Origin of the sequence: Micrococcus luteus, from assembly GCF_022664405.1 — a bacterium.
Taxonomy (GTDB): domain Bacteria; phylum Actinomycetota; class Actinomycetes; order Actinomycetales; family Micrococcaceae; genus Micrococcus; species Micrococcus luteus.
Genome location: NZ_JAKRLB010000008.1, coordinates 71104 through 83264, shown reverse-complemented (window position 1 = coordinate 83264; position 12161 = coordinate 71104). Strand labels below are relative to the sequence as shown.

Genomic DNA, 12161 nt, shown 5'->3' with positions numbered 1-12161 from the left:
GACGACGGCCGGTCACCTCACGAGGTGACCGGCCGTCGTCGTGCCGGGACGTCACTCCCCGGACGTGGAGGGGGACGGCGAGGCCGAGGCCGAGGCCGACTTCGTCGGTGACGGGCTGGCCGACGCCGAGGCGGACGCCTCCGCGGCCCGCTGGGATTCGGCGGCCTCCCGCGCGGCGCCCTGGAACGGCCGCGGCGGCTGGCCGGGGGCCACGGGGCCGGGGGCGCCCTCGGGGCGGTCGATCGTGGACTGGTTGTTCAGCAGCTCGTCGGGCACGCGGCCGGTGGGGATCTCCCGGGCCTGGGCCAGGGTCTCCTCGTCCATCTGCGCGTTCAGGAAGAACGGCGAGCTGAGCTTGATGACCTCCTGGAAGTCCCCGGCGTCCTTCAGCACGGTGTCCGCGAGGTGGTCGCGGGTCTCGGTGACGAGGGTGGTGCTCTGCGCGACCGGCGAGTTCTTCACCTGGGTGAGGCCGCCGTTGGCGTCGCCGAAGCCCTCCATGGAGCCCATGGTCACGGAGACCATCTCGCTGCCGTCCTCGGAGCAGGCCCACGCGGTGCGCTGGGGCAGCAGGGGGGCGCCGTCCTGGCCGCCGACCATGCCGGGGCGCAGCAGGGCGAGCAGCCCCTTGCCGGTCTTCGGGTCGAACGTGTACTCGTCCGCCACGGCGGCGGGCTCCTCCTGGCACCACTCCAGGCGGGAGCCGTCGAGGTTGTGCTGGTAGTGGACCTGCGCCAGGGGCATGCCGGGGCTGTACTCGAAGTAGCCGTTGTAGACGCAGGTGAGGAACTCGTGGGTCTCGTCCTGCGAGGCGAACAGCTGCACGATCTCGATGTTCGAGCTGTCCGGGATGTGCGTGGCGACGGCGTCCAGGGTGCGCTGGTCCAGGACGTCGCGCGTGCAGTCCATCACGGAGACGGTGTCGTTGCGGACCGCGGCCGTGTTCTTCCAGGCCTCGGTGGCGGCGCCGTCCTTGATGCCCGGGCCGACGGTCTCGAACGCCTGACGCGGCTCGGCGCGCGGGGTGCCCTCGGCGGACTCCGACGCGAGGGCCTCACGGACGCGGGACGCCGCGGCGGACGCGGGGTCGGTGGGGCTCTCCGTGGCCGAGCCGGCCGCGGCCGAGGCCGCCGATCCGCTGGGCGCCGCGGCGGTCGACGAGGCGGGCTCACCGGACTGGCCGGCCGAGCCGCAGCCGGCCAGGGCGAGGGCGAGGGCGGCGACGCCGACGGCCAGCGGGGCACGGCGGCGGGCGGGCGCGGGGTGGGTCATGGAGGCTCCTTCGACGGCATCGGCGGCCCGGCCCCGGGAGCGTGGGGCGGCGGACGGACGCTGCGCCTACGGTACCGGACCGTCCTGGACGCGGGGACGGCGATCCGTCCGGCGTCCGGCGCCGTCGATAGACTCGGCCGCGACCGCATCGTCCGCGAGGAGAAGAGGCATCCCATGTCCGAGTCCCTGATCGGCAAGAACCTGATGGAGCCGCCGGCCACGCGCCTGCCGGAGGAGCCGGAGGTGCTGGCCCGGCTCGAGGCAGGTGACCTGCCCGAGGACATCGTGCCGGTGGCGCCCGAGTCCTCCCTGGTGTGGGCGCTCATGGCGGAGGACGCGTGGGCCGAGGGTCGGACCGTGGACTCCTATGCGTACGCCCGCGTCGGCTACCACCGGGGCCTGGACGCGCTGCGCCGGGCGGGGTGGCGCGGCGCCGGCCCGGTGCCGTACGCCCATGAGCCCAACCGCGGCTTCCTGCGCGCCCTGTACGCGCTGGGCCGCGCGGCCGCCGGGATCGGGGAGTCCGAGGAGGTCGAGCGCATCCGCACCTTCCTGCGGGACTCGGACCCCACGGCCGCGGAGCAGATCGAGGCCGACCAGGGCCGCGCCCAGGGCTGAGCGGAGCCGTGGCCAAGCTCTACTTCCGCTACGGGGCCATGAACTCCGGCAAGTCCACGGGCCTGCTGCAGGCCGCCTTCAACTACGAGGAGCGCGGCCAGCGGGTGCTGCTGGCCAAGCCGGAGGTCGACGTGAAGGGGGAGGGCGACGTCGTGTCCCGCCTCGGTGTGACCCGCGCCGTGGACTTCCTCGTCCCGGCGGGAGCGGACGTGCGGGAGCTGTTCCGCCGGCACGCCACCGGTGACGACCCGGACGCCCTCGTGGGGCACGTGGAGGCTCCGCCCGTGGCGTGTCTGCTCGTGGACGAGGCACAGTTCCTCGAGCCGGCGCAGGTGGACGACCTGCTGCGCATCGCCGTGCTCGACGGCGTCCCCGTGATCGCCTACGGGCTGCGCACCGACTTCCGCACCCGCTCCTTCCCGGGCTCCGCGCGGCTGCTGGAGCTGGCGCACTCCCTCGAGGAGCTGAAGACCATCTGCCGGTGCGGCCGGAAGGCGGTGTTCAACACGCGCAAGGTCGTGGACCCGACCACGGGCGCCGAGCACTTCGTGTTCGAGGGGGACCAGGTGGCGATCGACGGTGTTCAGGTGACCTACGAGTCTCTGTGCGGCACGTGCTACCTGGCCGAGTCCGGCGGTGCACTGGGCTGAGGCGGCCATTGCCAGGCAACTGCCAGGCTGCGTGACGGCTGCGCCCATGCTCGGTTCGTACGGTGGAACCACTTCATCGAGGTGCGAGTGATGAAGGTGCGAGTGATGACAGGCGAAGGGCCCCGGTGATCCCGGGGTCCTTCGTCTGTCCGGACCCGGCCCGCATCGGCCGGCCGGCTCAGAGCGAGACGAGCAGGAGTGTGCCGCCGAAGACGAGCCCCGACGCGAGCAGCACGACCGTGGTGTACCCCAGGATGTCGCGCATCTTCAGGCCGGCGATCGCCAGAAGGGGGATCGCCCAGAACGGCTGGATCATGTTGGTCCACTGGTCGCCGTAGGAGACGGCCATGATGGTGATGGCCGGGTCCACGCCGAGCGCGTCGCCGGCCTGGAGCATGATCGGGCCCTGCACGGCGAACTGTCCGCCGCCGGAGGGGACGAAGAAGTTCACGAGGCCCGCGGCCAGGAACGCCAGCAGGCCGAACGTCACCGGGTTCGAGATCGCCACGAAGGCGTCCGAGAGCACCGCCACCAGGCCGGTGGTCGTCATCATGCCGAGGATGCCCGCGTAGAGGGGGAACTGCAGCAGGATCTCGCCCACGTTGGACGCGGCCCCCTGGGTGAGGCCGATCAGCTCGTGCGGGCTGCGCACCAGCAGCAGGATCAGCGCGAGGAAGGACCAGTTGACGATGTCCAGGGTGAGGGTGCCGCCGCCGACGAAGTGCATCACCAGATAGGTCACGAGCATGGCGCCGACGAGGAGCGTGGGGACACGGGAGGCGTCGAGACGGTCCGCCGGCGTCTCGATCTCCGGTGCGGACACCGCGTCCTGGTCCCGCGCGTCGATCTCCAGCTCCACGATCCGGTCCCCGGCGCGCGGGGCGACGAGGAACAGGGCCAGGGCCACGACGAGCACGGTCACCACGGCGGCGGTGATGTTCCACCAGGAGAAGGTGGTCTCCGAGACCGGGACCGTCCGGCCGTCCAGGCTCTCCGTGAGGAACGAACCGGGGGTGGCGGCCGTCAGCGGGCCGGAGCCCGAGTACCCCATGTGCCACACCACGAACCCGGAGAACCCGGCGGCCACCAGCATCGGGAAGTGCAGGACCAGCCCGCGCTCACGGGCCTGCGCCGCGACCTCCTTGGCCAGCAGCGCACCGACCACCAGGCCCAGGCCCCACGTGATGAGGGAGGCCGCCGCCACCACGAACACGAAGATGTAGGCGGCCAGGGGCGTGCGGGGAATGCTGGCGAGCCGGGCGAGCAGGCGGCGCACCGGACCGGTGTTCGCCAGGATGTGGCCGAGCATGAGCACGAGCGCCATCTGCGTGATGAACGCCAGCAGTCCGGACAGGCCGTCACCCCAGCCCACGACGACGTCGGCCGGCCCGGCCGGAGTGAGCAGCGAGGACCTCCTCTGTTGTGAGGCGGGCCTCGGCGCTGGAGATGGCCTAGGGCGTGTCTGAGAATGGCTCCAGGGACCCGCTGAGATCCGGGGAGCCATGTCCCGGTTGCACGTCGTCTCCGATGCCCGATCGGAGCTGATCGCCCCGCTGCTCCAGACCGCACGGGCCGGCAGGGTCGACCCTTCTCGAATGTCCACACGATGGTCGAAGCGATCATCTGCCGGTGCAGGTGCGGGACTCCGTGGCGGGATCTGCCCGAGGTCAACGGGCCCTGGCAGACCGCGTGGACCTGGCATCGACGCAGGGTGTGGGCACTGGTCTGTCCGGGGGCTGACTCGAGGACTCTTGTTCGTACCCTGTCTGTCATGGCCACCCCTCTCCTGGAGCTCGCCGCGAGTCGAGGCGTCTGCTTCCCGCTGCGAGCCCGCCGGCTGACCCTCACTCCGTTCCGGGGTCTCGATGCGCCCGCCGTGTGGAGCTTCTGCCGTCTCGAGCAGGTGTGGTCGTGGACCTCCGGCCGCCCGGAGAGTGAGAACGCGCTGCGCGAGTCCTACCTCGGGGCGGGGGACCGCCTCACCGTGCGGGCCGGAGACGTCATCGTCGGTGTCGGGAAGGTCGCGGTGCGGGACGCGTGGAGTCAGGGCGGCCCGCGGGAGGAAGGCCGGGACGCCCAGGCCGAGATCGGCTGGACGATCGATCCGCGCCAGGCCGGGCAGGGCTATGGCACCGAGCTTGCGCGAGCCCTGCTGGGCTTCGCGTTCGACGATCTGGGTGTGCGACGCGTGGAGGCTCATGCCTTCGCGGACAACGCTCCGAGTCTGCGCATCATGGAGAAGGTGGGGATGCGTCACGAGGGCACGTTCAAGGAGGAGTCTCTGCATCTCACGCGCGGCTGGGTGGATGGTGCCACCTACGCGATGCTCGCCTCGGAGTTCCATTCGCCCCTTACGCAGGAGTGATCCCGGCGGCCACGACCGCATGATCTGCCGCTCCACCGCCGAGGGCCGTGTGCCAGCAGGGGGCTGTGAGCCGGGTGGGGAATGAGCGTGAGTGGCGGTGGCGCATCGGTGTGGCGTCTGCCCTGGTGGGTTCGACCGGTGTGTTCGCGGGGCTGCGGCAGGACCTGGGGCTGGGCTGGGGTCTGACGCTGGTGGCCGTCACGGCCCTCGGAGCGATGCTCGCCTTGCGAGGGGTGCATCACCGGGTCGAGGCGGAGCAGGCTCGCCGCAACGTGTTCGACGCCGGAGCCGGCTCCACCGCGTGGGTGATGCTGCTGATGGGGGCCGCGGTCATTCCGGGGCTGGCGCTGAACGTGATCGGCGACGCCGGCGTCCGGGCGGTCGTGGCCGGTCTGCTCGGCGCGGTGCTCGCTGCCGCCGCCCACGGCATCCTCGCGGCGACGACGACGCTCGAGGAGCAGCCTCGGCCCGAGCCGGTCCCTCTGGACCGGCGCAGGCGCTGACGTCGGGGTCATGGTCCCGCGCTCCTGAACACTGTTCAATGAACACTGTTAGAGTCCCTCGGGTCAGACCCGCCCGGGGCCGAGCCCCGCCCACCGGAGAGGCCATCATGACCGCCACCCAGGACGCCCCCGCCGTCGACCCCCGCCCCGCCGCCCTCGACCCCGAGGCCCTCGTGGACCGCATCGAGGCGGGCCACGTGCTTACCGCTGAGGAGGCCGTCGCTGTGCTGGACGCCCCGGACGCGGACACGTTCCGCATCGTCGCGGCGGCCTCGCGCCTGCGCGAGAAGCACTTCGGCCGCACCGTCAAGGTCAACTACCTGGTCAGCCTCAAGACCGGCCTCTGCCCGGAGAACTGCACCTACTGCTCCCAGCGTCTCGGCACCGAGGCCGAGATCCTGCGCTACACGTGGCTCAAGCCGGAGGAGGCCGTCCGCCAGGCGGGCCTGGGCATCGCCGGCGGCGCCTCGCGCGTGTGCATGGTCGCCTCCGGCACCGGCCCCACGGATCGCGACGTCGACCGCGTGGCCGGCATGGTCGGCGACCTCAAGGCCCAGCACCCGGACGTCGAGGTGTGCGCGTGCCTCGGCTTCCTCAAGGACGGCCAGGCCGAGAAGCTCAAGGACGCCGGCGTCGACGCCTACAACCACAACCTCAACACGGCCGAGTCCCACTACGAGTCCATCTGCACCTCCCACACCTACGAGCAGCGCGTGGACACCGTGCAGCGCGCCGGCGCCGCCGGCCTGTCCTCCTGCAGCGGCCTGATCGCGGGCATGGGGGAGACGCACGAGCAGCTCGTCGAGGCCGTCCTCGCGCTCCGCGACCTGGACTCCGACTCCATCCCCGTCAACTTCCTCATGCCCTTCGACGGCACCCCGCTGCAGGGCCACCAGCAGCTCACCCCGCTCGAGTGCCTCCGGATCCTCGCCATGGTCCGCCTGGCCTGCCCGGACAAGGAGCTGCGCATCGCCGGCGGCCGCGAGATGCACCTGCGTTCCCTGCAGCCGGTCGGCCTGCAGGTGGCCAACTCGATCTTCCTCGGCGACTACCTCACCTCCGAGGGCCAGGACGCCGAGGCGGATCTGCAGATGATCGCCGACGCCGGCTTCACCGTGCTCGGCGCCGAGGAGCGTGCACAGCAGGCCGCGGCCGACGACGGCGCCCCGGCCGGCGGCTGCTGCGGCGGCACGGACGACGCCGGCCCGTGCGGCTCCGGTGCGGCCGTCACTGCGGAGGCCGGGGCCGCAGAGGACGTCCGCCCCGACACGGGCGCCGAGGGCACCGTGAAGCCCGAGCTGCGCCGCCGGGGCGCGGGCACGGCCGAGCCCGCCAACGCCTGAACCCGCGCTGACCGCCGTCGTCGGGAGCGTGCTCAGCGAACGGCGCGGATCCGCCGCACCACGCACACCACGATCACCGCGAGACCGGTGACCGCGCTGACGGCCACGAGGGCGAGGCCGCCCACGATGCCGACGTCCATCGCGGTGCTCGTGCCGAGCAGGTCCATGAGCACCGGGGTCGTGGCGCCGGAGTCCGGGTGGTCGCCGCCGTCGGGGAAGATGATCGCGGCCAGCGCGAAGGACCCCCAGGAGACGCCCAGCAGCGTGTGCAGCAGGCGCCCCAGCCGGATGCCGCCCCGCTGCTCATCCTGCGGGTTCACGCGGGGCAGGAGGAACAGGCTTCCCACCAGGACCATGAGGACGAGTTCGTGGGGCAGGGCGCCGAAGACCATGTAGATGACCGTCATCCAGCCGTTCGCGCCGAAGTTGGAGCGCAGGGCGAGCGCGATCAAGGGCAGGGCGAGGAGGGCCAGCGCCCACGGCAGCACGGCCCAGGGACGCCACGTGCCCACGCTCGGACCCTTGCGGGTGGGGGTCGGGGAGGGGAAGTCCGAGTGCTGGGTGTGGGGCGCTGCGGTGCTCATGGCGTCAGCGTAGCCAGAGGGTGGCATCCGTCACGCTGGTAGGATTCGGGGGTACGGCCTCCGTGCGCACCGCAAGGGGGCGTTTTCCATGTACGGGCCGGTCCGGGACGACCCGCCGCCCTGAGGAGAGATGCAGATGCCAGCGATCGCGATCGTCGGAGCCCAGTGGGGCGACGAGGGCAAGGGCAAGGCCACCGACCTGCTGGGCGGGCGAGTGGACTACGTCGTCAAGCCGAACGGCGGCAACAACGCCGGGCACACCGTCGTCGTCAACGGGGAGAAGTTCGAGCTCAAGCTGCTGCCCGCCGGCATCCTCTCGCCCAACGCGGTGCCGGTGATCGGCAACGGCGTGGTGGTGAACCTGGAGGCGCTGTTCGAGGAGATCGACGGGCTCGAGTCCCGCGGCCACTCGTGCGAGCACCTGAAGATCTCCGCCAACGCCCACCTCGTGGCGCCGTACCACCAGACCATGGACAAGGTGACCGAGCGGTTCCTGGGCAAGCGTGCGATCGGCACCACCGGCCGCGGCATCGGCCCCACCTACATGGACAAGGTGGCCCGCCTGGGCATCCGCGTGCAGGACATCTTCGACGAGTCGATCCTGCGCCAGAAGATCGAGGGCGCCCTGCGGCAGAAGAACGAGCTGCTGGTGAAGCTCTACAACCGCCGCGCCGTCACCGTGGACGAGATCGCCGAGTACTTCCTGGGCTACGCGGACCGCCTGCGCCCCATGGTCGTGGACTCCGTGAACCTGCTCAACGACGCCCTGGACGAGGGCAAGGTGGTGCTCATGGAGGGCGGCCAGGCCACCTATCTGGACGTGGACCACGGCACCTACCCGTTCGTGACCTCGTCCAACCCGACCGCCGGCGGCGCGGCCGTGGGCGCGGGCATCGGCCCCACCCGCTTCTCCCGCACCATCGGCATCGTGAAGGCCTACACCACGCGCGTCGGCGCCGGCCCGTTCCCCACGGAGCTCTTCGACGAGATGGGCGAGCAGCTGCGCACCACCGGCGGCGAGTTCGGCGTGAACACCGGCCGCCCGCGGCGCACCGGCTGGTACGACGCCGTCATGGCCCACTACGCCGCGCGGATCAACGGCTTCACGGACTACTTCCTCACCAAGCTGGACGTGCTCACCGGCATCGAGAAGATCCCGGTGTGCGTGGCCTACGAGGTGGACGGCGTGCGCCACGACCGCATGCCCATGACCCAGACCGAGTTCCATCACGCGAAGCCGGTGTACGAGCACTTCGACGGGTGGACCGAGGACATCTCCGGTGCCCGCGCGTTCACCGACCTGCCGCTGAACGCCCAGCGCTACGTGGAGGCCCTCGAGAAGCTCTCCGGGTGCCGGATCTCCGCGATCGGCGTGGGCCCGGGCCGCGACCAGGTGGTCCAGGTCCGGGACCTCATCGAGGACTGACCCGGCCCGCCGCCCCGGCCCGGCCCGCCCTGGCCTGCACTTTCGAACGTGAAAGAGGGCGAATGGGCGCTTTCGAACGTGAGATAGGCCCTATCTCACGTTCGAAAGCGCCCGGGGGTCCGCCGGTCAGTCGGCCAGGCGGCCCGTCGTCGGGAAGCGGTCCCACACGCGGTGCGCGGGCAGCAGCTCCGTCAGCCGGCTGACGGCGGAGGCGCCGTCCGCCGCGGACTCGACGCCCTTGCCGGACACCTGGGCGGCCGCGAGGACGGCCTCCGCCGGCTCGAGGGCGAGGATCGCCTTGGAGTGGCGCCACATCTCCTGCAGCACCTTGACGACGCGCGGGTCCACCGCCTCGGGGTCGGCGGCGCCGGCCTTCTGGTCCAGGCCGGGGGCGGCGTCGGCGGCGGGGGCCGCCGGCGAGGCCACGACCACGGCATCCAGCTCGATGGACGCGGCGGTCAGGTAGGTCCGCTGGGCCACGATCTCCCCGGCCACGGGGCCGCCCTTCGGCGCGATGACCAGCGGGACCATGCCCGCACCGTGGATGCCCTGCACGAGGGCGTCCAGCTCCTTCTCGTCCACGGACTCGCCCACCACGACGCCGACCTGACGGCCGTCGAGCGGCCACGCGCCGCCGATCTGGGACAGCACGGGGGAGGGCTGCACGTCGGCCGGGGTCTCGGTCGGCGCGGGAACGGGGATGCCCAGGCCGTCCGCGACCTGCTGGGCCAGTCGCGTGTCGATCGCGGCGAGGTGGGCCAGCTGGCGCTCGCGGATGGTCTGCTCGTAGCACTTGCCGAGCTCGAACGTGTACGCCTGCGCCACGTGCTCGCGCTCCACCTCGGAGAGGGAGAGGAAGAACAGGCGCGCCTGCGAGAAGTGGTCGTCGAAGGACGCGGCGTGCGCGCGCTCCTTCACCGACGCCGGCAGCGGCTCCGGGTGCTCGATGAACGCGTGGTCGTCCGCGGGGGTTTCGTACGGCAGGCCGCCGTCGAGCGAGTTGGGCCGGTACGGCGCCACGCCGCGATGCACGGCGCTCTGGTGGAAGCCGTCACGCAGCATGTCGTTGACCGGGGCGTGCGGGCGGTTGATGGGCAGCTGGTTCCAGTTCGGCCCGCCGAGGCGGGTGAGCTGCGTGTCCAGGTAGGAGAAGAGGCGGCCCTGCAGGAGTGGGTCGTTGGTGACGTCGATGCCGGGCACGAGGTTGGCCGGGTTGAAGGCCACCTGCTCCGTCTCCGCGAAGTAGTTGGACGGGTTGGCGTTCAGCGTCATGCGGCCGAGGGGCTGCACGGGGGCGAGCTCCTCCGGGACCAGCTTCGTGGGGTCGAGCAGGTCGATGCCCTCGAACATCTGCTCCTCGTTGTCCTCGAACACCTGCACGCCGAGCTCCCACTCGGGGAAGGCGCCGGCCTCGATGGCGTCGGCGAGGTCACGCCGGTGGAAGTCCGGGTCCATGCCGTTGGTGAGCAGCGCCTCCTCCCAGGTCACGGAGTGCACGCCGAGCATCGGCTTCCAGTGGAACTTGACCAGCACGGTGGAGCCGTCCGCCGCGATCAGGCGGTAGGTGTGGACGCCGAAGCCCTCCATCATGCGGTAGGAGCGCGGGATGCCGCGGTCGGACATGTTCCACAGGGTGTGGTGCTGGGCCTCGGTGTGCAGGGACACGAAGTCCCAGAACGTGTCGTGCGCGGACTGCGCCTGCGGGATCTCGCGGTCCGGGTGCGGCTTCACCGAGTGCACCACGTCCGGGAACTTGATGGCGTCCTGCACGAAGAACACGGGGATGTTGTTGCCCACCAGGTCCCACGTGCCCTCGTCCGTGTAGAACTTGGTGGCGAAGCCGCGGGTGTCGCGGGCCAGGTCCATGGAGCCGCGGGAGCCGGCCACGGTGGAGAAGCGGACGAACACCTCCGTCTCCTTGTCCTTGGCGAAGAGCCCGGCCCGGCTGATCTTCGCGGCGGTGCCGTAGCCGCGGAACACGCCGTGGGCGCCGGCGCCGCGGGCGTGGACCACGCGCTCGGGGATGCGCTCGTGGTCGAAGTGGCTGAGCTTCTCCCGCAGGTGGTGGTCCTGCAGCAGGGTGGGGCCGCGGCGGCCGGCCTTGAGCGAGTGGTCCGAGTCCTGCAGGCGGACGCCGTGCGCGGTGGTCAGGTACGGGCAGCCCTGCGCGGCGGTCGCGGGGTCGGCGCCGGTGTCCTGGCCGGTGGGGGAGACCTGTGCCGGACCGCGCTGGTCCGGGGCCGGGACGGCCACGGGCTGGTCCGGGTGGGTGAGGGCGGTGTGCTCCTCGAGGTCGGGGGTGATCGGCCCCGGCGTGCCGGGGATGTCGGGCTGCTGGGTGGTCATCGCGTCTGCTCCTGTGGTGTCGACGTGCCGCGCGGTGCCGCGCGGATCGGGGGCGGAGGACGACGGCGGCCGATGCGGGCCGACGTCGTGCCCGGCTTCCAGCGTGGCGGCTGGCCTCGGCGCTGACCAGGGCTGACGGCCACCGGCAGGGGCCTGGCTACCCTGGGGGCATGAGGATCAGCGTCGGACAGTTCGGGCCCGTGGGCGACGTCGAGGAGAACCTGGCCGTGATGGCCCGCCTCGCCGCCCGCGCCGCGGGCGAGGGGGCGGACCTCCTGGTGCTGCCCGAGGAGGCCATGCTCGGGGCCCGCGAGGTGGGGGAGGAGTTCCCCGGCGCCGTCGCCGCGGCCTGGGAGCCGTTCGCCGCGGGCCTGGCCGCGCTGGCGCGGGAGCACGGGATCGCCGTCGTCGCGGGCGGTTACGAGCCGGGACCGGACCGGCGTCCCTACAACACGCTGCTGGCGGTGGGCGCGGACGGCGCCCGGCTGGGCGCGTACCGCAAGCTCCACCTCTACGACGCGTTCGCGCACCGCGAGTCGGACCGGATCACCCCCGGCGACGGCGGCGTCGCCGCGATCGAGCTCGGCGGGCTCCGCCTGGGCCTGCTCACCTGCTACGACCTGCGCTTCCCCGAGCTGTCCCGGCGTCTCGCGGTGGAGGGCGCGGACGTGCTCGTGATCCCCGCGGCGTGGTTCTCCGGCGAGCACAAGGTGGAGCACTGGCGCACCCTGCTCAAGGCCCGCGCGGTGGAGAACACCGTGTGGGTGGCCGCGGCGGACACGTGCTCGGACGGCACCGTGGGCCACTCGATGATCGTGGACCCGCTGGCGCTGCCCGTCGCCGAGCTCGCCGACGAGCGGGAGGCCGTGGCGACCGCGGAGGTCACCCGCGAGCGGATCGACGAGGTCCGGGAGTTCCTCCCCTCGCTCGCCAACCGCCGCACCGACGTCCTCTGAGCCGTCCCCGCCCGGCGGACGGGTCACCATTACCCCCTCGGGCTGGGAAAAGCCTAAAATCGCGTCAGACGTGCAACCAGACGGGCGCCCCGGCGCTC

At 72.1% G+C, this 12161-nt stretch carries 10 protein-coding genes and 2 pseudogenes; 8 read left to right on the top strand and 4 right to left on the bottom strand.

What is annotated here, in order from left to right; translation table 11 throughout:
• Window positions 1-51 precede the first annotated feature (51 nt).
• Window positions 52-1272: a hypothetical protein gene (locus MF605_RS05405; protein ID WP_134416812.1), complete on the bottom strand. Its 1221-nt coding sequence runs from the start codon at window positions 1270-1272 to the stop codon at window positions 52-54.
• A gap of 174 nt (window positions 1273-1446) precedes the next feature.
• Between MF605_RS05405 and MF605_RS05400 the strand changes: the two genes are divergently transcribed.
• Both MF605_RS05400 and MF605_RS05395 read left to right on the top strand, forming a co-directional pair.
• Window positions 1447-1890, top strand: coding sequence for a DUF3151 domain-containing protein (locus MF605_RS05400; RefSeq protein WP_095695231.1), 444 nt, complete (start codon window positions 1447-1449; stop codon window positions 1888-1890).
• 8 nt (window positions 1891-1898) lie between these two features.
• Window positions 1899-2540: a thymidine kinase gene (locus MF605_RS05395; RefSeq protein WP_087115174.1), complete on the top strand. Its 642-nt coding sequence runs from the start codon at window positions 1899-1901 to the stop codon at window positions 2538-2540.
• A 178-nt stretch (window positions 2541-2718) separates the two neighbouring features.
• Here MF605_RS05395 and MF605_RS05390 read toward each other — a convergent pair.
• Window positions 2719-3945 (bottom strand): annotated as a pseudogene (locus tag MF605_RS05390) (short-chain fatty acid transporter); the annotation flags it as partial.
• A gap of 97 nt (window positions 3946-4042) precedes the next feature.
• On the opposite strand from MF605_RS05390, the pseudogene MF605_RS05385 reads away from it, so the two are divergent.
• The 4 genes and pseudogenes from MF605_RS05385 to bioB form a co-directional block, all read left to right on the top strand.
• Window positions 4043-4248, top strand: a pseudogene (locus tag MF605_RS05385) (transposase); the annotation flags it as partial.
• A gap of 63 nt (window positions 4249-4311) precedes the next feature.
• Window positions 4312-4905: a GNAT family N-acetyltransferase gene (locus tag MF605_RS05380; RefSeq protein WP_230260495.1), complete on the top strand. Its 594-nt coding sequence runs from the start codon at window positions 4312-4314 to the stop codon at window positions 4903-4905.
• Between the two features lie 125 nt (window positions 4906-5030).
• Window positions 5031-5408, top strand: coding sequence for a hypothetical protein (locus MF605_RS05375; RefSeq protein ID WP_230260466.1), 378 nt, complete (start codon window positions 5031-5033; stop codon window positions 5406-5408).
• Between the two features lie 107 nt (window positions 5409-5515).
• Window positions 5516-6751, top strand: a complete 1236-nt coding sequence (bioB, locus tag MF605_RS05370; protein ID WP_134416810.1) for a biotin synthase BioB — start codon at window positions 5516-5518, stop codon at window positions 6749-6751.
• Between the two features lie 32 nt (window positions 6752-6783).
• Here bioB and MF605_RS05365 read toward each other — a convergent pair whose 3' ends face one another.
• The gene (locus MF605_RS05365) at window positions 6784-7335 is read right to left on the bottom strand and encodes a hypothetical protein (protein ID WP_134416809.1); all 552 of its coding nucleotides are present in this window, start codon (window positions 7333-7335) and stop codon (window positions 6784-6786) included.
• Between the two features lie 136 nt (window positions 7336-7471).
• Between MF605_RS05365 and MF605_RS05360 the strand changes: the two genes are divergently transcribed.
• Window positions 7472-8761: an adenylosuccinate synthase gene (locus MF605_RS05360; RefSeq protein ID WP_069941931.1), complete on the top strand. Its 1290-nt coding sequence runs from the start codon at window positions 7472-7474 to the stop codon at window positions 8759-8761.
• A 126-nt stretch (window positions 8762-8887) separates the two neighbouring features.
• On the opposite strand, the gene MF605_RS05355 is transcribed toward MF605_RS05360, so the two are convergent.
• The gene (locus tag MF605_RS05355; protein WP_101963377.1) at window positions 8888-11107 is read right to left on the bottom strand and encodes a catalase; all 2220 of its coding nucleotides are present in this window, start codon (window positions 11105-11107) and stop codon (window positions 8888-8890) included.
• A 170-nt stretch (window positions 11108-11277) separates the two neighbouring features.
• On the opposite strand from MF605_RS05355, the gene MF605_RS05350 reads away from it, so the two are divergent.
• A complete protein-coding gene (locus tag MF605_RS05350; protein WP_134416808.1) occupies window positions 11278-12063 on the top strand; it encodes a carbon-nitrogen hydrolase family protein in 786 nt (261 codons plus the stop codon).
• Window positions 12064-12161: the final 98 nt, after the last annotated feature.